19 protein-coding genes and 2 pseudogenes are annotated in these 20,323 nt (G+C 59.2%); 5 read left to right on the top strand and 16 right to left on the bottom strand.

Annotated elements, in window-relative coordinates:
* Nucleotides 1-246: 246 nt before the first annotated feature.
* From KI810_RS07435 to KI810_RS07395, 9 genes and pseudogenes are all read right to left on the bottom strand, one after another.
* Nucleotides 247-1,557: a homoserine dehydrogenase gene (locus tag KI810_RS07435; protein ID WP_214174880.1), complete on the bottom strand. Its 1,311-nt coding sequence runs from the start codon at nt 1,555-1,557 to the stop codon at nt 247-249.
* Between the two features lie 59 nt (nt 1,558-1,616).
* A complete protein-coding gene (gene nusB, locus KI810_RS07430; RefSeq protein ID WP_214174879.1) occupies nt 1,617-2,027 on the bottom strand; it encodes a transcription antitermination factor NusB in 411 nt (136 codons plus the stop codon).
* Nucleotides 2,027-2,494, bottom strand: coding sequence for a 6,7-dimethyl-8-ribityllumazine synthase (ribH, locus tag KI810_RS07425; protein WP_214174878.1), 468 nt, complete (start codon nt 2,492-2,494; stop codon nt 2,027-2,029). Before ribH ends, nusB begins: the two co-directional genes overlap by 1 nt.
* A gap of 74 nt (nt 2,495-2,568) precedes the next feature.
* Nucleotides 2,569-3,774: a bifunctional 3,4-dihydroxy-2-butanone-4-phosphate synthase/GTP cyclohydrolase II gene (locus tag KI810_RS07420; RefSeq protein ID WP_214174877.1), complete on the bottom strand. Its 1,206-nt coding sequence runs from the start codon at nt 3,772-3,774 to the stop codon at nt 2,569-2,571.
* Nucleotides 3,775-3,862: 88 nt separating this feature from the next.
* Nucleotides 3,863-4,507, bottom strand: coding sequence for a riboflavin synthase (locus tag KI810_RS07415; protein ID WP_214174876.1), 645 nt, complete (start codon nt 4,505-4,507; stop codon nt 3,863-3,865).
* Nucleotides 4,492-5,598 (bottom strand): bifunctional diaminohydroxyphosphoribosylaminopyrimidine deaminase/5-amino-6-(5-phosphoribosylamino)uracil reductase RibD, encoded by a 1,107-nt coding sequence (gene ribD / locus KI810_RS07410; RefSeq protein WP_214174875.1) that lies wholly within the window; start codon nt 5,596-5,598, stop codon nt 4,492-4,494. Before ribD ends, KI810_RS07415 begins: the two co-directional genes overlap by 16 nt.
* Nucleotides 5,599-5,742: 144 nt before the next feature.
* The gene (gene nrdR / locus KI810_RS07405; RefSeq protein WP_214174874.1) at nt 5,743-6,195 is read right to left on the bottom strand and encodes a transcriptional regulator NrdR; all 453 of its coding nucleotides are present in this window, start codon (nt 6,193-6,195) and stop codon (nt 5,743-5,745) included.
* On the bottom strand, nt 6,192-6,653 hold the full coding sequence (locus KI810_RS07400) for a deoxycytidylate deaminase (protein ID WP_214174873.1): 462 nt from the start codon (nt 6,651-6,653) through the stop codon (nt 6,192-6,194). The genes nrdR and KI810_RS07400 overlap by 4 nt, the downstream gene beginning before the upstream one ends.
* An 83-nt stretch (nt 6,654-6,736) precedes the next feature.
* Nucleotides 6,737-7,051, bottom strand: a pseudogene (locus tag KI810_RS07395) (peptide chain release factor-like protein); the annotation flags it as partial.
* Nucleotides 7,052-7,150: 99 nt separating this feature from the next.
* Here KI810_RS07395 and KI810_RS07390 point away from each other — a divergent pair.
* Nucleotides 7,151-7,714 carry an HD domain-containing protein gene (locus tag KI810_RS07390; protein WP_214174871.1) on the top strand — a complete coding sequence of 188 codons (564 nt, stop codon included), beginning with the start codon at nt 7,151-7,153 and terminating at the stop codon, nt 7,712-7,714.
* A 6-nt stretch (nt 7,715-7,720) separates the two neighbouring features.
* On the opposite strand, the gene KI810_RS07385 is transcribed toward KI810_RS07390, so the two are convergent.
* Nucleotides 7,721-8,668 (bottom strand): N-acetylmuramidase domain-containing protein, encoded by a 948-nt coding sequence (locus tag KI810_RS07385; RefSeq protein ID WP_214174870.1) that lies wholly within the window; start codon nt 8,666-8,668, stop codon nt 7,721-7,723.
* A 250-nt stretch (nt 8,669-8,918) separates the two neighbouring features.
* On the opposite strand from KI810_RS07385, the gene KI810_RS07380 reads away from it, so the two are divergent.
* From KI810_RS07380 to KI810_RS07370, 3 genes are all read left to right on the top strand, one after another.
* The gene (locus KI810_RS07380; RefSeq protein WP_214174869.1) at nt 8,919-10,376 is read left to right on the top strand and encodes an RtcB family protein; all 1,458 of its coding nucleotides are present in this window, start codon (nt 8,919-8,921) and stop codon (nt 10,374-10,376) included.
* A 45-nt stretch (nt 10,377-10,421) separates the two neighbouring features.
* Complete coding sequence (locus KI810_RS07375) at nt 10,422-11,513, top strand: AAA family ATPase (protein WP_214174868.1); 1,092 nt, start codon at nt 10,422-10,424, stop codon at nt 11,511-11,513.
* A 109-nt stretch (nt 11,514-11,622) separates the two neighbouring features.
* On the top strand, nt 11,623-12,054 hold the full coding sequence (locus KI810_RS07370; protein ID WP_214174867.1) for an archease: 432 nt from the start codon (nt 11,623-11,625) through the stop codon (nt 12,052-12,054).
* Between the two features lie 161 nt (nt 12,055-12,215).
* Here KI810_RS07370 and KI810_RS07365 read toward each other — a convergent pair whose 3' ends face one another.
* Both KI810_RS07365 and KI810_RS17675 read right to left on the bottom strand, forming a co-directional pair.
* A complete protein-coding gene (locus KI810_RS07365; protein WP_214174866.1) occupies nt 12,216-12,623 on the bottom strand; it encodes a type II TA system antitoxin MqsA family protein in 408 nt (135 codons plus the stop codon).
* A 3-nt stretch (nt 12,624-12,626) separates the two neighbouring features.
* Nucleotides 12,627-12,740, bottom strand: a pseudogene (locus tag KI810_RS17675) (type II toxin-antitoxin system MqsR family toxin); the annotation flags it as partial.
* Nucleotides 12,741-12,962: 222 nt separating this feature from the next.
* Between KI810_RS17675 and KI810_RS07355 the strand changes: the two are divergent.
* A complete protein-coding gene (locus KI810_RS07355; RefSeq protein WP_214174865.1) occupies nt 12,963-13,142 on the top strand; it encodes a hypothetical protein in 180 nt (59 codons plus the stop codon).
* Here the strand turns inward: KI810_RS07355 and KI810_RS07350 are convergent.
* From KI810_RS07350 to KI810_RS07335, 4 genes are all read right to left on the bottom strand, one after another.
* A complete protein-coding gene (locus KI810_RS07350; protein WP_214174864.1) occupies nt 13,131-13,562 on the bottom strand; it encodes a response regulator transcription factor in 432 nt (143 codons plus the stop codon). The genes KI810_RS07355 and KI810_RS07350 overlap by 12 nt on opposite strands.
* Nucleotide 13,563: 1 nt before the next feature.
* The gene (locus KI810_RS07345) at nt 13,564-14,949 is read right to left on the bottom strand and encodes a sensor histidine kinase (protein ID WP_214174863.1); all 1,386 of its coding nucleotides are present in this window, start codon (nt 14,947-14,949) and stop codon (nt 13,564-13,566) included.
* On the bottom strand, nt 14,942-17,611 hold the full coding sequence (locus KI810_RS07340; protein ID WP_214174862.1) for a chemotaxis protein CheB: 2,670 nt from the start codon (nt 17,609-17,611) through the stop codon (nt 14,942-14,944). Before KI810_RS07340 ends, KI810_RS07345 begins: the two co-directional genes overlap by 8 nt.
* 90 nt (nt 17,612-17,701) lie before the next feature.
* On the bottom strand, nt 17,702-20,320 hold the full coding sequence (locus KI810_RS07335; RefSeq protein ID WP_214174861.1) for a cation-translocating P-type ATPase: 2,619 nt from the start codon (nt 20,318-20,320) through the stop codon (nt 17,702-17,704).
* Nucleotides 20,321-20,323 lie beyond the last annotated feature (3 nt).

Below are 20,323 nucleotides of genomic sequence, written 5' to 3'. Positions count from 1 at the left end.
TAGTCTCGGGAGTGGAGGGAAGGTCAGAGCGGCAAGCGGACGCCCGCCGAAATCAACTCCTACGAGTCATGCTGGATACGGCACTGTATGTCCTTCTTGCGGGAACAGGTCAAGGTCCGCAGCGAAGGGCCGACCGTAGCGGACGAGATTGCGACGGAAGTCCCATGTTTACGGAATTACCGGATCATACGCAAAACGGGGCACCCTGTTGGGCGCCCCGTCTAAGAATTCGCTGAAACGTGAAAATTACTCCAGATTGTCTTCGATGCGGATCAGATTACTCTTCTCCCTGATGAAATCCAGATCGTCGATTTCGGCCAGGGCGGCACGCACATCCTTTTCCTGGGCCTCATGGGTCATGATAACGATGGGGACCGTCTCACCGGCGCTCCGCCCTTTCTGGATCATGGACTCGATGCTGATGCCGTGCCGCCCCAGTGACCCGGCAATTTTGGCAAGGACGCCCGGCTTGTCCAGGGTGCTGAAGCGGAGGCAGTACTTGCTGACAATCTCACCCATCGGCTTGATGCCGAGGGTCTTCACCCGCCCTTCAAGATAGCCGAGGGGTGCGGTCCGCCGGCCGATGCCGGCCAGGATGTTGCGGGCGATATCCATCAGGTCCCCCACGATGGCGCTGGCGGTAGGGTCCATGCCGGCCCCGCGGCCGTAGAACATGACCGGGCCGACGAAATCGCCGGAGAGGCGGATGGCGTTGAAAACGCCGTCCACGTCAGCCAGGGGATAGTTGACCGGGATCATGGTCGGATGGACCCGTGCCTCGATCCGGTCTCCATCCCGCTTGCCGATGGCCAGGAGCTTGATCTTGTAGCCGAAATCCCGGGCGAAATTGACGTCTATGGCGGATATGGCGCTGATCCCTTCGGTGTGGATATGGTCGAAATCGACGCGGGTCCCGAAGCAGAGAGAGAGGAGGAGGCTCAGCTTGTGGGCGGTATCCACCCCCTCGATGTCGAAGGTCGGGTCTGCCTCGGCATACCCGAGTTCCTGCGCATTCTTCAGCACCGCACCGAAGTCAGCACCCTCCTGGGTCATCCGGGTGAGTATGTAGTTACAGGTCCCATTCAGGATGCCGAACACCGTGGCGAAGTTGTTGGCCGCCATGTTCCCCTTGATGGCGGAAAGAACGGGGATACCGCCACCCACCGCCGCTTCGAAGAGGACCTCCACACCCTGCCGGGCAGCAGCCGCGTATATCTCTTCTCCATGCACCGCCAGAAGCGCCTTGTTGGCGGTCACGATGTGCTTGCCGTGCTCGATTGCCCTGAGCACGAAGCGCTTTGCAGGGTCGTAACCGCCGATCAGTTCGATGACGATGGCGATTTCCGGATCGGTCAGCACCTCGTCTACGTTGGTGGTGAGCATTCCCGCCGGCAGGGAAATCCCCCGGTCGGTGGTGATGTCCAGGTCGGCAATCCGCTTCAGGACGAGCCGGGTACCAAGCTTCTCCTCGATCAACGCACTGTTGTTCATCAGCAGCTTGGCAACGCCGGTACCGATGGTACCGAATCCAAGCAGACCAATCTGTATCTCCTGCATAAACCCTCGCAATAGTGAATACGTAATGGGGGCGAAGACAATCCCTTGCCCCCGTCACGTTACTTGTCCGGCACGTTGGAGGCCACTTCGTCGATGATGCCGTTGATGAAGGCAGCGGATTCTTCGGTGCCGAATTTCTTCGCCACCTCGATCGCCTCGTTGATGGTCACGTTTTTCGGTATGTCCGACCGGTAATGGAGCTCGTACACCGCTATCCGGAGGATATTCAGGTCGATCCTCGCCATGCGGCCGAGACTCCAGTTCTTCGACTTTTCCTCGATGATGCGGTCAATCTCGTCCCGATGCTCGGCCACGCCGATTACGAGCTGCTCGGCAAAATCCCGTACTGTCGGCGCCGCCCGGTTGTGCTCCCAGAACAGCACAAGGGACTGCCTGAGCTCCATCGGATTGAGGTCGAAGGAGTAAAGAGCCTGCAGTGCCAGTTCACGGCCTTCCCGGCGTGATCCCACTACTTCAGCCCCTTCAGCAGATTTACGGTCTCAATGGCGGTCATGGCCGCATCGAACCCCTTGTTCCCCGCCTTGGTGCCAGCCCGCTCCACCGCCTGCTCAATGGTGTCGGTGGTAAGGACACCGAAGGCGACCGGTATGCCGCTGGAAAGGGAGACCTGGGCAATCCCCTTGGAAACTTCCGAAGCCACATAGTCGAAATGGGGGGTGGAACCGCGAATGACCGCCCCAAGGCAGATCAGGGCATCATATTTGCCGGACTGGGCCATCCTGGCGGTCGCAAGGGGAATCTCGAACGCACCGGGCACCCGGGCCACATCGATGTCCTTGTCGTCCGCACCGTGGCGGACCAGCGCATCCAGGGCCCCTTCCAGTAGTCGTTCGGCAATGAAACTGTTGAACCGTGCCACCACGATCCCGACCTTCTGCCCCTTGGCGTCCAGCTTACCTTCAAAGAACTTGGGCATATTCTTGTTCCTCCTGACAAATGATTCGTACTCTATCTCTTAAGGAACTTACAGATTGCGAAAAAGTCACGCTTCTAAATATTCTCCAGCAGATGTCCCAGCTTTTCCCGTTTGGTCCGGAGATACTCCACATTGGTCTTGGACGGCTCCACCTCGATGGGAACCCGTTCCACGATATTGATGCCGTACCCTTCGAGGCCGATGACCTTTTTCGGATTGTTGGTCATGAGCCGGATGTGCTTCACCCCAAGGTTTACGAGAATCTGGGCGCCTATCCCGTAATCCCTCAGGTCCGCCTTGAACCCGAGGGCAAGGTTCGCCTCTACCGTGTCCTTTCCCTGGTCCTGGAGGGCGTAGGCCTTCAGCTTGTTGACAAGACCGATCCCTCTCCCCTCCTGGCGCATGTAGAGGATGACACCATTCCCTTCCCGCTCGATCATGGCCATGGCGTCATGGAGCTGGTCTGCACAGTCGCACCGCTTGCTGCCGAACACGTCACCGGTCAGACACTCGGAATGGACCCTCACGAGGACCGGTTCGTCACCCTTTATTTCTCCCTTCACCAGTGCCAGGTGTTCCAGTTTGTCCACATCGTTCTCATAGGCAATGGCACGGAAATCCCCACCGTAGCTGGTGGGGAGAACTACATCGGTTACCCGGCGCACCAGGGATTCGTGCTTCAGGCGGTAGGCAACCAGGTCGGCAATGGTGCAGATCTTGAGGCCGTGCTCTTTGGCGAATTTCTTCAACTGGGGCATGCGGGCCATGGTCCCGTCGTCGTTCATGATCTCGCAAATGACGCCGGCCGGCCTGAGCCCCGCCAGTCGCGCCATGTCGACGGAACCCTCGGTCTGGCCGGCTCGTACAAGCACCCCACCCGGTTTGGCCCGGAGCGGAAAAACATGGCCGGGACGGGAAAGGTCTTCGGGACGCGCGTTGTCTGCCACGGCAGTGAGAATGGTATGAGCCCGGTCGGCAGCGGAGATGCCGGTGGTAACCCCGCGCCGCGCCTCGATGGAAACGGTGAAGGCGGTCCCGAAGGAAGAGGTGTTGGCACTCACCATGAGCGGCAGGTCGAGCTGGTCGCACTTCTCGGCAGTCATCGTAAGACAGATGAGGCCCCGGCCGAACCTGGCCATGAAGTTGATCGCCTCCGGCGTCACCATCTCCGCCGCCATGGTCAGGTCGCCCTCGTTCTCACGGTCCTCATCATCCACGAGGATTACCATCTTCCCTTGGCGTATATCTTCTATGGCATCTTCTATTCTGGCTACCGTCATGTCATTAACCCGTTTATCCTGAGAACTGAAAGTACTGCGCGCTGGAAAAAGAAGGCGCGCTTAAGCCGTTTGGGCGTCGTTCTTTATGTCACAGAAAGCCGTTTTTGGCAAGGAGTTCCAGCGTCAGGCCGGTACCTGCTCCCTTCTGTCCCACAAGGAGCCGTTCCACGTACTTGCCCAGAATGTCGGTCTCGATGTTCACTTCGTCTCCCGGTTTCCGGAACTGCAGCGTGGTGCTCACCGTGGTATGGGGGATGACGTTGACGCTGAATCCATCGCCGGTAACGGCATTGACTGTCAGGCTGATGCCGTCTACGGTAACCGATCCCTTTGCCACCACGTAACGGGCAGTGTCACGGGGAAGGCGAAAGGACAATACCGTATTCCCCGACTGCTCACGCCGTTCGGCGACAGTTGCCACACAGTCCACATGTCCGGTGACAATATGGCCGCCGAGACGGTCGGAGAGGCGCAGTGCCCGTTCCAGGTTCACCGGCGTACCGGGCTTGAACCCGCGGAATGCGGTACGTTCCAGGGTCTCGGGGGAAACGTCGAAGGTAAAGCTCCCCCCTCCTTGGGAGACGACGGTCAGACAGACGCCGTTTATGGCAATGGAATCCCCCAGCTGGACAGCATCGCCGGGAAAGGTTGCAGCCACGGTGAGCCGGGCGGCGCTCCCTGTACGGTCGAGCTGGACGACTTTCCCCACCTCTTCAATCAGACCTGTGAACATGCAGCCTCCGGATACCCTTCCACCAGGATGTCGTCGCCGAAACGCCGGGTTCTGATGCGCGTCAACCGCAGCGCCCCGTCGATCCGCTCCGCCCCCGGGCCGGCAAAGGGGTCAAGCCCCTCCCCACCGATGATCTTCGGGGCATAGAAGAGGAGAAACTTGTCGATAATCCCGCGATGGAGCGCACTTCCGGCCAGCTCGCGCCCCCCCTCCAGAAGCACCGACTGCACCCCCCGCTCTCCCAGCTGCCTGAGCAGGTCATCCAGGTCCACGTGACCATGGTAACCGGAACAGCGGAGCACTTCTGCCCCCGCCGCTTCCAGCCGTGATATTTTCGCCTCGTCCCCCGACGTGGTGGCGATCAGGGTGGGCGCTGATGAGTGGAGATGGAGCAGCCGGGCGTTGAGCGGAATGCGCAGGGAACTGTCCACTACCACCCGTATCGGGTCCTTTCCGCCCGGCACGCGGGACGTGAGTTGGGGATCGTCAGCCAGGACGGTCCTGCCTCCCACCATGACCGCGTCCATCTGGCTCCGCAGCTTGTGGACGTACCGCCGCGACCGGTCGTTGGTGATCCAGCGGGAATCACCCGTCGCGGTGGCGATCTTGCCGTCCAGGGTCAATGCACTCTTCAGGATGACGAAGGGACGGCCGGTGGTGACATGCTTGATGAACGGCTCGTTGAGCCGGCGGCACTCCTCTTCCAGGATGCCGGATTTCACCGAAATGCCTGCGGCCAGAAGCATTGCCATCCCGCCGCCATTGACCTTGGGATTGGGATCGACCATGCCGATAAAGACCCGTCCGACCCCGGTCTTGATGAGCGCCTTGGCGCAGGGGGGGGTTTTGCCGTGGTGGGCGCACGGTTCCAGGGTCACGTAGACGTCGGCCCCCCGCGCGGCATCCCCCGCCTGGGCCAGGGCATGCACCTCCGCATGGGGGGTCCCCGCCTTCCGGTGCCACCCCTCTCCCACGATGACACCATCCCTGACAATGATGCACCCCACCGCCGGATTGGGTGCAGTCTTCCCCACCCCCTTCCGGGCCAGGGAGAGAGCCCGGAGCATGAATTTTTCGTGTATATCCCGCATAGTATAACCGCATGCCGCTGGATCAAGGCTTCGAGAAAGGCTCCAGATGCAAGGCACGTGAGGAAGAGGAGCGAGGCGTACTGGAGGTACGTTGAGCGACGAAACCCGAAACGTAACACCGCAGATGGACCTTTATCGAAGCCGCTATTTTTTGAGGAGGTCCTGCAGTTCCGACATAAACTCGTTGATATCCTTGAACGACCGATAGACCGACGCGAACCGGACATATGCCACCTGGTCCAGGTCGTGGAGCTCGTTCATCACCCATTCGCCGATGGTGGTGCTCGGCACTTCCTTTTCGCTGCTCTCCTGAAGCCGCGTCTCCAGACGGTCCACCATGTGCTCGATCGCCTCGGCCGACACCGGCCGCTTCTCGCACGCCTTCTGGATGCCGGCTATCAGCTTGAGCCGGTCGAAGGGCTCCCGCCGGCCGTCCTTCTTCTCCACGAGGGGGAGGATATCCTCAACCCGCTCGTGGGTGGTGAACCGCTTGCCGCACGATTCGCACTCGCGGCGGCGGCGGATGGTGGAGCCCCCCTTGTCGGGGCGGGAATCCACCACCTTGCTGTCGGCAAAGGAGCAGAACGGACATTTCATGACGGGACTCCCGGTGCAGCAAATTTTTCGACGACAATGCCCGACTCGCGAATCATCTCCTCCGCCAGCTGGTCCGAATACCCCATTTCGTAGACGATCCGCCGGATCCCGGCGTTGATGACCATCTTGGAGCAGATGATGCACGGCATGGTGGTGCAGTAGAGGGTTGCGCCGTCGATGTTGGTGCCGTGCTTGGCAGCCTGAATAATGGCGTTCTGCTCGGCATGGAGGCCACGGCAGAGCTCGTGGCGCTCGCCGGAGGGGATCTGCAGCTTTTCCCGCAGACACCCCACCTCAAGACAGTGGGCCACGCCGGAAGGAGCACCGTTGTAACCGGTGGTAAGGATGTTCTTATCCTTCACCACCACCGCACCGACCTGCCGCCGCAGGCAGGTGGAGCGCTTGGCGACGAGATGGGTGATCTCCATGAAGTATTCATCCCAGCTGGGACGGGTCATAGGACGCTCCTCGGCGTTTTATCTGCGTAAAATACCTCATCGGGACCGGATGGTCAAGAAATTAGGGGGTTTACAAACTCCGGTCACTCTTCCCCCACCTGACGATGCTGTCGGCGGGCGGCATTCCGTTTCTTTTCCGTAAGCCTCCGCTCCTTTTCCCCCTTGGGAACGCGGGTGGCGAGCCGCTTCTTCACCTTTCGCTCCCGCAGGCGGAGAGCCTCCCGCAGCCTCTCCATTGCCACCTCCCGGTTGCGGAACTGGGAACGGTTCTCCGTGGCCTGGACCACGATCCCGGTGGGAAGGTGGCGGATGCGCACCGCCGAATCGGTGGTGTTCCGGTGCTGGCCGCCGGGGCCGGATGCGCGGAAATACTCGATTTTCAGGTCAGTCTCTTTGATTTCCACCGCCAAACCTCTCCCTGTGCGCTCGTTCGCCCGGACGTTGACAGCACACGCCAGCCTGTTCCATAATACCCGCAATTTGCAGCGAGGTAAACCATGGATCCCGCAGCACTTCTGCAAAAATATTTCGCCGCCACTCCCGATGCCGGCGTAATCGTGCTGGAGCACAGCCGGCTCGTGGCGGCCAAGGCCCTGCAGATTGCCGACAACTGCGGCATAACAGAACTCGACCGGCAGTTCATCGAGGAAGCGGCCCTCCTCCACGACATCGGCGTCTGCCGGGTCCATGCTCCGGGCATGGGCCTTGCCGGCGCGAATCCCTACATCTGTCACGGTATTCTGGGAAGGGAAATCCTGGAAGGTGAACGGCTACCGCGTCATGCGCTGGTCTGCGAGCGGCACATCGGGGTGGGGCTTACCGGTGAGGACATCCTGAACCAGCAACTCCCCCTCCCTCACCGGGAGATGGTGCCGGTCAGCAGGGAAGAGCAGATTATCTGCTGCGCCGACCTTTTCTATTCGAAGCACCCGGGACGCCACCTCAGGGAAAAATCCCTGGAGGAGATCGGCAGGGGTCTTGAGAAATTCGGCGACCACAAGCTTGCCATCTTCAGGGAATGGGTTGTCGACCTGCGCATCTCCTCCCTGCCATCTGAATAACGATATCTACAACTTAAATGTTGCACCGTCCTGTTGCAACGATACGATGACTTTCATTGCCCTGTTCAGTTTGCAGGAATAATCGTCCACGTTTGCCGGCCCGTTGTAACGCCTGGCAAACGAACGCCAGTCCCTGTCGACGATGTAGCGCTCCAGCCTGTTCTTCGTGACAAATCCGAAAAAGCCCGCCACCTGCTCCGTGCAGGAGTCCTGAAACGCAAGTACCATCTCCCGCGCACTCTTGAACCGGGTGACCCAGGTGTTAAACCCCATGAGCTGGGGAAGGCCGTAGCTCGTGGCAAGGAGCGCCGCCTCCGGGTTGACTCCGAAGGCGGTCTCGAAATTGCGCCATTCAGTCTTCTGCCCCCCGCGCCCCCAGACGACCTCCTTGCCGGCATGTTTCCGGAAAATGTGGGGCTCGAAGCGGATGATGACGAGACCGGCTCCCGGGTCGTACGCCGTCCCCGACTCCACACAGAAGACCGCTAGTGCCGATTCCACGGGGATTCCGTACTGGCTGGCCTGCCCACCGATAGCCGCACCGTACCTGTTCCAGAGGGAGCATATCCGCCGTTCCTCGTCGTTTCGCCCTACCAGCTCCGGCCCCGCCGGCGGCGCGACCGGTTCCCGTGACTTTTTGAGCACGAGATCGCCGACGGTCTTCAGGACGGTACCGGCGGACGGTTTCTCACCGTACTTCTTCCTGAGCAGCTTCAGTGTGTTGGGCCCCAGCTTGGAGTCCGGGTCCTTCACGCCCGCTTCTTCCTGCACGTCCCCCACCGCCTCGGAGAAGGCGATCCAGTCGACACCGTCCAGTTCATCGGGCTCGATGGCAAGGTCATTGTCCCGATCCCCCTTGAGAAGAATGGCATACCCCGGCCACTCGACGGGGATATCCCGCAGGTTCCAGAGCGTGCCGATAGCGCTGCGATTGTAAGTTGCAGGTGATGGCATGGATGCCTCCTGTAAGCGGACGTATCCGAAATATTGGTGTTTTTTAACTTTAAATACCCTATTTGACGTTACCTGTAAAACACTTTTTACACATAATCAGGCCGGCATCTCCCCGGCATACCCTCTGCTCACATGCCGCCAGTGCGGTGACAGAGTAATAGCGGTTGCCCAAAGGTATGGTATAGTTGGTTTGTTTGCCGTCACCGTCACCATGGCGACGCCCTGTTTCCTGCCCGCCGGAGAATGAGCCATGCCCGTTCCGAACGCACTCAGAAACATCGCCCCCACCGTCTGGGAACTCCCCGTCGGCTATAAGCCGGGAATGCTCGTTCCGGCACGAATCTTCGCCACGGAAAAGCTTCTGCACGCCATGGATGCCGGCGTGTTCGAGCAGGTATCCAACGTCGCCTGCCTCCCCGGCATCATCAACCACGCCTACTGCATGCCCGACGGCCACTGGGGATACGGCTTCCCCATCGGCGGGCTGGCCGCCATGGACCCGGAAGCAGGGGTCATCTCTCCCGGGGGTATCGGTTTCGACATCAACTGCGGCATGCGGCTCGTTCTGACCAACCTCACCTGCGACGAGGTGCAGCCACGGCTCCACCACCTGGTGGACCAGCTCTTCTACCGGGTTCCGGCCGGCGTGGGGGGGCACGGTTTCGTCAGGCTCTCCCACGACGAATTCTGCCGGGTAGTGGAGCAGGGGTCACGCTGGTGCCTCAAAAACGGCTATGCATGGCCCGAGGACCTGGAGATGACCGAAGAAGGAGGATGCTTCCCCGGCGCCGATGCGAGCAAGGTGAGCGCCAAGGCCGTCGACCGGGGGTACAACCAGATCGGCACCCTCGGTAGTGGAAACCACTACCTGGAGATCCAGGTCGCCCGGCGGGAGAATGTCTTCGACGAAGAAACCGCCCGCGCCTTCGGCATCACCGCTCCCGACCAGGTGGTCATCATGTTCCACTGCGGCAGCCGCGGCTTCGGCCACCAGGTGGCGACCGACTACCTCCAGACATTTCTCGGCGTGATGGAAAAGAAGTACGGCATCCAGGTCAACGACCGGGAACTGGCCTGCGCCCCCTTCCGCTCCCGGGAGGGGCAGGACTACTTCGCCGCCATGAAGTGCGCCGTCAACATGGCCTTCGCCAACCGGCAGGTGATCCTCCACCGGATCAGGGAGGTGTTCGCCGACGTCTTCCACCGCGACCCCCGTGACCTGGGGATGAACATGGTCTATGACGTGGCCCACAACACCGCCAAGCTGGAGCGGCACCTGGTGCAGGGAAAAATGCGGGAGGTGCTCGTCCACCGGAAGGGGGCGACCCGCGCCTTCGGTCCCGGCATGGAGGGAATTCCCGACTGCTACCGGGAGACCGGCCAGCCGGTCATCATCGGCGGCAGCATGGAGACCGGCTCCTATCTCCTCGCCGGCATGGCCAGCGGCGACCAGGCCTTCTACACCACAGCCCACGGCAGCGGACGGACCATGAGCCGCCACCAGGCGAAGAAGCTCTTCAAGGGGCAGAAACTGCAGCGTGACATGGAAGCGCGGGGGATCTACGTACAGACTGTCTCTTACGGTGGATTGGCCGAGGAGGCGGGGGCTGCCTACAAGGACATCGACGACGTGGTGGAAGCCACCGAGCTGGCAGGGCTGAGCCGCCGTATCGTCAAACTGACACCGGTGGGGAACGTGAAGGGGTAGAGCCTACATTAAATGACTTAATTTCGGACTCCGGAGGGGGAATTCATGGCCAAGAAAGTATTTATCGGCGCAACGGGGCAGAACTGCGGCAAGACCACCATCAGCGTCTCGCTCATGCACCTGGCGCGGAAGAAATACGACCGGGTCGGCTTCATCAAGCCTATCGGGCCAAAGATCGAATACTACGACGATTTCATGGTGGACATGGACGCCGTCCTCATGGCCAAGGCCTACGGGCTCGAAGAGGACATCGCCCTCATGTCGCCGGTGGCGCTCCACCAGAACTTCACCCGCGACTACCTCGCCGGCCGGCTGGCCGACCTGGACCTGGAAAAGAAGATCCTGGACGCGGTGGAGGAACTGGACGCCAAGTATGACCTCCTCATCATCGAAGGTGCCGGTCACGGCGGCGTCGGCTCGGTCATCGGTCTGAACAACGCCCGGGTGGCGAAAATGCTCGGCGCACCGGTCTTCATCGTCACCGAGAGCGGCATCGGCCGGGCCATCGACGCCATCAACTTGAATCTGGCACTCTACCGCCAGGAAGGTGCCGACGTCCGCTCCGTCATCATGAACAAGCTCCTCCCCGCCAAGCGCAACGATATCCTCGGCTACCTGCGCACCGCCTTCGACGGCAGGGGTATCCACGTGGCCGGCGGCTTCAACTACTCCCCCATCCTGGCCAACCCGACCCTCGCCCACATCGGCAAGCTCCTCAAGCTTCCTGTCCACGGTAATCCCGACGAACGAAGCAGGATCATCCACCACATCCAGCTGGGGGCCGCCTCGTCCCAGCGGGTGGTGGACGCCCTCCTGGAATCGACCCTTGTAGCAGTGACCGGCTCCCGGGACGAACTGCTCGTCACCCTCGCCTCCCTCTACCACATCCCCGAGTACCGCGGCAAACTGGCCGGAATGGTCATCACCGGCCATGCCCCGGTCTCCAAGATCAGCCAGCAGATCCTGGACGACAGTTCAATCCCCTTCATCCGCGTCGAGGAAACCACCTCGACGGTTTTTACCACTCTTACGGATGACGTTGCCAAGATCACGGCGGAGGACCAGGAAAAGCTCAACTGGATCAGGGCTAACGCAGAGCAGGACATCGACTTCGCTGCGCTTGATGCATTGCTGTAACATCTTTACCCCCTTCCCCAGCCCTACCCCTCCTGGGGAGGGAGACAACTCTCCTCCCCCAAGCGGGGGGAGGTCGGGAGGGGGGTTGATGTACCAGCCTGGAGTACCCATGCCCTACCGCTACATAGAAGACATCGCCACCGCCGACGCCGCCTTCGCCCTCTGGGGGGAGAGCCGGGAAGAACTGTTCCGCGCCGCCGCCGAAGCTCTGCTAAACGAGATGGTGGAAAATCCGGCCGCCATCGGGACGCAGGAAACAGCAGATATCAGCCTCCGGCAGGAAGCCCTCGACCTGCTCCTCATGGACTTTCTCAACGAGCTGATCTACCTCAAAGACGCGCGGCAACTCCTGCTCAGGGTGGATGAGATGTCACTAGGAGACAGTCTTGGCGGTTTTACGCTGCAGGCCCATTGCTCCGGCGAACGGATCGACCCCACGCGCCACCACTTGCTGGCGGACGTCAAGGCGGCGACCCTCTACCGGCTGAAGGTCGAACGGGTGGAGAGAAGGTGGAAGGGGACAGTAGTGCTGGATATTTAAGCTCTATTTTCAACCGAACAAGTATTCTAGGCGATACGACGGCGAGTCGAGCGTCACGTACACCCTTCCTAGGCCTTTTCCTATCAGATGTGAGCAGATGCAAAAACCCCGCTCGGCAGATGCTCGAAGCGGGGCTTTCGCAATTTCAGCGCAGATTAATGCTATGCCGCATCTCTCGTGCGTAATTCGTCGAGGAGTTCAGGATGGTGGTCAAGGAGGCGCAGAAGCTTGTCAAGGGCCTTTCCCTGCCGGGTCTCACCACGCTCATACTGGGAAAATGCCCGGATTCCGCCACCGAAGATATCTCCCGCCTCCCGTTGCGTCAGCCCCAATTTCTTCCGTATTCTTCTCACTTCCGAAGGGACGAGGGGTTCCCTGTCCACCTCGGAGCGAAACTCTTTGAGCGCAGCCAGGTATTTTTCCGACTCGTCGGTGCTGAAAATACCTTCGTTGCAGGCGGTACAGAAGTCGCCGCACTGTCGGACAACTGTGCTACGGCCTCCGTAACTGTACATGAGATCACGGGATTCACGAACCAGATTGCCGGTCCCGCACAGGGGGCATTTCATGACTTATCTCCTCTTGAAGGAAACGACCAGCAGGTTTTCCTCCGTATAGACCGTCAGCTTGATATAGAGCGACATGCCGCAGGCAACCGGGCGGTAGACATCCTGCCAGATCGCAGCATCGGCGTAGGCGTAGTTTCCCTATAATGCACCGCATCGTTGCCGTGTCGAAACCGAGTTCCGCCGCTCCATCCAAAGCCACCCTCGTAAACCTTGCGCGTGCAGGGTCGGCTGCCAGTTGCCGGATCAGTTCCAAGGGATAGTGGGGACGGCGCTTCTCCATAACTCAAGAAGTAACATATCATGTTATATCATGCAAATTGAAATTCATGGAATTGAACTGTGAGATTCACCGCCGCAACAGCCGCAGCAGCAATTTCTCCCTCTCCCAACCGCCAGCATGCCGCAGCGACGATGAGGATCAACCAGTTCGGCCGGAGTATGGGAAGCGGTAATGAAGAGGGAATGGGGCAGCGGCAGGTAGACAGCAGCCAGTTGCTGCACGAAACCTCAATGGATTAAAAGAGATGGGTTATAGCGCTCGCGCAAAACCTGTTTGACACGGTTTTCAATGAGCTTGAATAGAATGTTTGTATCGATCGGTTTCACCATAAAATCCGTGATCCCGAGGTCGTCCAACTTATTGAGATACGATTTTTCGTTGTAGCCGGACAACACGATGAATTTCGTGTCCGGTTTCATGGACTTGATTTCTCTGGCCATGCAGATGCCGTCGATTCCCGGCAGGTTAATGTCAGTTATGACGATGTCAAACACGTTCTCTCTGCAGAGACTGACCCCCAATTCACCGTTTTCAGCTTGATGGATCCTGACATCGGGGAATTTCCTGGCCATCAGGATTTGGAGTATTTCCATGGTATCGTGGTCGTCTTCGACAAACAGGATAGTAACCGCAGATGATGAATTCCGTGCAAGTTCCATGTCACACCTCGACTCTGAATTCCGCGCCTCCTGCAACATTGCTGACCGTCAAGCGACCGCCCATATTCTTTTCAATGATTATTTTTGACATGTAGAGCCCGATCCCGCTCCCTTTACCCAAGCTCTTGGTAGTAAAATAGGGATCGAAAATATTGTCTATGATATCGTTACGGATACCTCCGCCATTATCGGTTACCGTTACTACCGCCCGACCGTCCACAGACCGCGAACACACCTTTATCCATTTTTTTTCCGGCTTCGATTCAACGAGTGCATCCCTCGCATTTATGAGCAGATTCAACAGCGCCTGACAGAATTCGTTGGGATGTCCTGATAGTTGTGTATCTGCTCCCTGGTCGAATGTTATTGAAATCCTCTGGGTGGAAAAGAGAGACTCGACAAGATGGAGCGTTTTAGCAATGACCTGGTTTACCGCGAACGGACACTTCTCCCTGTCCGGTTCGGTAAAAGCACGGAAGTCGTCGATGGTTTGCGATAAGTGCCTGAGAATTTCCATCATCTTAGCCACGTTATGATCGATCAACTCCCTGTCCAGCTCCTCGGCATCCTTGCTCATACCCAGTTGCTGAATCAGAAGCCCCATGACATTCAGGGGCTGACGCCACTGGTGGGCAATATTGGTAAGCATCTCCCCCATGGCCGCCATCCGGCTCTGCTGGATCAACAACAGTTCGCTTTCCCGGAGTTTTTCAAGCGTCTGCAAACGCTCTTCCATTTCCTTTTTTTGCAGGTCAACCGTCAATGCCAGTTCGGCGGTCCGTTCCGCTATACGTTGCTCCAGTTCATCATGGGCACGGCTGAGTGCATCCTCTGCCTGTTTCCGTGCCGTGATGTTTACCACCGCAATAAGACATTCCTCTCCCGGCTCGACAGCCAACGCCTCTACATGCATATACAACGGTCGTTTCACCGCTTTCGACATCAGTAGTTCAAACGTCTGGGGCTCACTGTTCAAAAATACCCTGGTGAGCATTTCCTTGAAAAGCGTATAGTTTTCTCCTTCGAAAAAACCGCCGAAACTTCGTCTGATCAGGCGGGAACGCTCTGTATTCAGCAGACTTGCCCCGGTGAGATTGGCGGTCAGGATCATTCCCTGCCGATCGAGGGTGAAGTACCCGACGGGAGCAAAATCGTAGAGCAGAGAGTAGCGGTCCCGCGAACTGCGCAATTCGTCCTGTGCCCGATGCAGCTCGTCATTCTGCATCTCCAGTTCGATCTGGTGCACATGCAATTCATGAACGAGCTTCAACGCATCTTCCTTCGATTGCGGAAGAGCATATTTCGAGGCTGCGTTCACGAGACGCTTCTCGGCACTGCTCCTAAGTCGTCGTGCGGACGGCAACGTAGATTCCGGGTCGTCATTCATTCTTGCGTCCCTGACTGAGCCTTTCGATTTCATCCCTGAGCTCTTGTTCCGTCTGCTTGAAAACAGTGATATCGGTCATGGTGATCACCACCCCGTCGATCACATCAACCAACGTACGATACGGCATGATCCGGACGGAGAACCAGCGTCCATTCACGGAGGTCACCTGTTTTTCCGAATATACCAGTGTCCGCAGAACTCTTTCGGCATCCTCGGTCATTTCGGGGTAACAGAGATCATTGACGATATCGGAAAGGGGCCTCCCCACATCGCCGGGAATCAGCTTGAACAGCTTGCTTGAGGCGTTGGCAAAGCGACGGATGTTCAACTGGCTGTCGAGAAAGATGGTGGCGACCTCGGTGCTGTTGAGGAAATTGCGCATGTCGTCGTTAAGATGGGACAGCTCGTCCACTTTAGCCTGCTGCTCGGAGTTCACCGTCTGCAGTTCCTCGTTCATGGACTGCATCTCCTCTTTTGAGGTGGTCAGCTCTTCGTTAGTGGATTGCAATTCTTCGTTAATCGACTGCAGTTCCTCATTTGAAGCCTTCAGCTCTTCCTGGGAGGTTTGCATCTCTTCCCGTGTCGTCTGTAACTCTTCGCGATTGATCCTGAGCTTTTCAAGGGTTTGCTGAAGTTCCTGTTCCAGTTCGGATATCCGGGAACTCACGGCATCTGCCGTTTTGGCACCGCGTTTTTTGACGGCAGGTGCGGGACAGGGTTCCACGTCCTTGAAAATGATCATCACCATCCCGTGCAACTCCGGCTCTTCCATTTTCTGGATGATGAGATCGATGGACTGGCTCCCGCCGTTGGCACCGATCCGGATATTCCGCACGGTCACCGGCGTGTTCTGGCGATGCGCTTTCTGAAATGTGGCGAGCAGTTCGGACCGAAGTCCTTCCCGAGCCATGGCGAATACATTCAGGTTTGCCTTTCCCACGGGAGGTTCCAGATATTTGCCGGTACGGGCGCTGATATAGACGATATCTCCCTGCTCGTTGACCAGGACGGCCGGCGGTGAGTGTTTTTGCAGCAGAATTCTGTCGGCTGATGCCTGGAAATTTATTTCGGGTTTCACAAATGAAGGCTCCTTGGGCGTGCCCGGTGCAACCGGAACAAAAGTTGAAGGAAACGATACCATGTTAGCCCGACTAATGCTGTTATCGCGGCGGAAAAGCCTCAATTTGGCATTGAGCGTCGAGTAGAGTTCGGCACTTGAACCAAGGGTTTCGGCACTCCCGAGGAACAACACTCCGCCGGGGCTGAGTGCGTAATGGAAGAGCGGCAGGAGCTTCTTTTGCATTTCCACATCAAGGTAAATCAACACATTGCGACAAATGAGGAAATCCAGTTTAGTAAAGGGGGGATCGGTAATGATGTTCTGGGTGGCGAAGGTCACCATTTCCCGGATCTCCTTGTTGATCCGGTAGCCATCTTCATCCTTGGTGAAAAACCTGTTCAGCCGCTCGGCTGAAACGTCACTGGCAATATTGGGAAGGAAGAGACCCTGTCGGGCCTTGTCGATGGCTTCACGGTCCAGGTCGGTGGCAAAGAGTTGCAGGGTGAAATGTACCGGCGGATTGAGCGATTCCAGAACTTCCTTGAATATGATGGCCAGCGAGTAGGCCTCCTCGCCCGTTGAACACCCTGCCGACCAGGCCCGCAGAACCCCTCCCTCCGGATGACTGGCCAGCATTGCCGGGATCACATCGTTTTTCAGGGTTTCCCATGCGGCAGGGTCCCGGAAAAAACTGGTCACGCCAATCAGGAACTCCTTGAAGAGAAGCTCCAACTCCTGATGATTCGCCTGGAGATAACGGACATAGGCAGCAATGGAATCGATCTGATGAATACCCATGCGGCGTTCTATCCGGCGATAGAGGGTGCTCTTCTTGTAGAGAGAAAAATCATTGCCCGATTCGGACCGAAGGAGAATGACGATTTTGTCGAGAGCGCTCAACTCCTTGTCTTCGAGTTTCGCCTTCGGCGGCGCGGTCATGGGGGTATGCTGGAGATAATCCAGGATCTTTCCCGGTATATCTTCGGCGCGAGCGACTATGTCTGCCAGACCAAAACTGATGGCACTATTGGGCATGCCGTTGAACTTGGCAGAACCCGGGTCCTGCACCAGAGTCAACCCACCTTTCTCCTTGATTGCCCGCAGTCCAAGGGTACCATCGGACCCCATGCCGGAAAGGATCACGCCGATGCTTCGTTCCTTGCAGTCATCAGCGAGCGAGCGGAAGAAATGATCAATGGGGAGACGGAGACCGCGGGGCTCGGCTGCCTCGAAAAGGTGGAGCGTTCCGTGCAGAATCGACATGTCGCGATTGGGAGGGATGACGTAGACGCAATCCGGTTTGACACGAATCCGGTCCTTGACCGGCATCACATGCATACGGGTAACCCGCTGCAAAAGTTCCGGCAACAGAGCAACATGGTCCGGGTCAAGATGCTGGATCACCACGAAGGCAAGGCCACTGTTGTGCGGCACCTGCTCAAGGAATTGGGTCAAAGCTTCCAGTCCCCCCGCAGATGCCCCGATGGCAACAACCGGGAATCGCATCTCGAAGCCTTTCTGTTCAGGTTCAGGCATCGACTGGATCGTTGCGGGAGACTGCTTTTTACCGGCACGTGAACTCTTTGCGGACTTATTGATCATTACACCACTCCATAGCATTCACTTTGAAGCTCTATCATATCGGCTGCAAGGGTATTTAGCAAGCTCTGGCACGGAATTTCACTTATGGATTCAACGCATCAACAGCCTAAGCAGCCACTTCTCCCCCTCCCCCACCGCCAGCATGCCGGCGGCGAGGATGAGGGTCACCGCGAGTTCTGCCGGAGCGAGGGATGCGGTGCTGAAGAGGGAATGGGCAAGCGGCAGGTAGACCGCCGCCAGTTGCAGAGCCAGCGTGAAAAGGACGGCGACGACAAGCAGTCGGTTACTGAATATACCTATCCGGAAGAGTGACTGCCGTCCTGAACGGACGGTGAATGCCACCGCCATCCGGTTCGCCACGAGGAACGTGAAGACCATGGTCTGCCACGCCATGCCGGCCGCCATGGCGTACTGCTGGAGGATGAGGGCGACGATCCCGATCAGGATGCCGAAGCCGGCGATGAACCAGCCGCGGCCGCTATCAAAGATTCCTTCGTCAGGTTTGACGGGGGGACGCTCCATGACATCGGGCTCTGCAGGCTCGGCCGTCAGTGCCAACCCGGGGAGACTGTCGCAGAGCAAGTTGAGCCAAAGGATCTGGATCGGGAGGAGCGGCAGCGGCAGCCCGATCAGGGGAGCACAGCAGATGGCGACGAGGGTGCCGGTGTTGGAGGTAATGGAATAGACTATGAACTTGAGGATGTTGGCGTAGATCCGCCGTCCCTCCCTGACCGCCTTGACGATGGTGGCAAAGTTGTCGTCCAGAAGGATCATGGCCGCCGCCTCCTTCGCCACGTCGGTGCCGGTGATCCCCATGGCGACCCCGATGTCGGCCCGCTGCAGGGCCGGCGCATCGTTCACCCCGTCGCCGGTCATGGCAACGTAATACCCTCTCTCCTGGAGCGCCTGGACGATCTTAAGTTTCTGCTCCGGGGCGACCCGGGCGTAGACCCGCACCCGCTCCACCTCCCGCTCGAACTCTTCCAGCGACAGGTCCTCCAGCTCCCTGCCGGTCAGCACCAGCTCACCACCGTCGGTGAGAATGCCGACCCGCCGGGCGATGACCCGGGCCGTGACGGGATGGTCTCCGGTGATCATCACCGGTGTTATCCCCGCCCCGCGGCAGAGCGCCACAGCCGCCACCGCCTCTTCGCGGGGAGGGTCGAGCATGCCGACCAGACCTATCAGGGTAAGCCCGGCTTCCACATCCGATTCCAGCAGGTCAGGCACCCGTTCCCAGCGCCGCATGGCCAGGGCCAGCACCCGCAGCCCCTGATCGGCCATCTGTTCGCTGGCGCGGGACAACCCGTCCCGATCGAGCGGTGAGGGCCCGGAAGAGGTCAAAACATGGGTGGAGCGTGCCAGTAGTACCTCCGCAGCCCCCTTGGTGAAGGAAACGACCCCCTCCTCCCCCCGATGGAACGTGGTCATGCACATCCGCCCCGCATCGAAGGGGAGTTCCGCCAGCCGGGGGAACCGGTGGACCAGTTCCTTCTTGCCGTACCCTCCCGCGGCAGCCATGGCGTAAAGGGCCACCTCGGTAGGGTCCCCCACCCCCGCCGCCGTGCCATCATAATGCACATCGTTGCAGAGGGCTGACGCCGCCAGCAGCCAGTCACCGGGGGTAACGGCAGGGGAGCCTGCAGGTGCCGGCAAGTCGACCGGGGAAACAAGCCGCCCCTCCAGCCATACCTGTTCCACGGTCATCCGGTTCAGGGTAAGGGTGCCGGTCTTGTCGGAGCAGATATGAGTCACGGAGCCGAGGGTCTCCACCGCCGGCAGGCGTCGGATGAGGGCGTTCTGCCGCACCATCTTGCGCGCCCCGAGGGCGAGGGAGATGGTAACCACCGCGGGGAGCGCCTCGGGAATGGCGGCTACGGCAAGGGAGACGGCGGTGAGGAACATGAGGAGGGGGGGCTCGCCCCGGAGGAACCCGAGCAGGAAGACCACGGCGCAGAGGAGAATGATCACCAGGGCAAGCCGCCGGCCGAATCCTGCCAGCCGTTTCTGGAGGGGGGTCTTCATATCCCCCGTCGCCTGGAGCATGGCGGCGATCTTCCCCAGTTCCGTCCCCATGCCGGTTGCAACGGCCACTCCCCTTCCCCGCCCGGTCACCACCACCGTCCCCTTGTAGGTCAGGTTGGTCCGGTCTCCCAGGGGAAGCCGGTCACCGGCCAGGGGAGACACGGTTTTCTCGACGGGAACCGATTCGCCGGTCAGGGCCGACTCCTCCGCCTGGAGCCGCACCGCTTCCACAAGCCTCAGATCGGCCGGCACCACGTTCCCCGCCTCCAGAAGCACCACATCCCCCGGCACGATGGTGCCCGCCGGAATCTGTACCGGCGTACCGTCACGCAGCACGGTGGTCGAAGGAGTGGCCATCCGCTTCAGGGCGGCAATCGCCTTTTCCGCACGGAATTCCTGGATAAAACCGATGACTGCATTGAGAACGACGATGGCCAGGATCGCCAGGGCGTCATGGATATCCCCCACCGCCGCCGACAGGATCGCCGCCCCGAGGAGTACCAAAATGGAGAAGTCGGTGAACTGGGCGAGGAGCATGGCCAGAGGCGTGCGGCCCAGCTTCTCCACGAGTTCGTTGGGCCCGTGGAGAGCCAGGCGCTGTGCCGCCTCTTCCGCAGTGAGTCCACCGGGAGACGAGCCGAGCTCGGCAAGGGTATCTGCTATGGTTTTGCGGTACCACTCCATGGC

This window comes from Geomobilimonas luticola, from assembly GCF_018476905.1.
GTDB lineage: Bacteria > Desulfobacterota > Desulfuromonadia > Geobacterales > Geobacteraceae > Geomobilimonas > Geomobilimonas luticola.
This window is presented reverse-complemented; position numbering and strand designations above follow the sequence as displayed.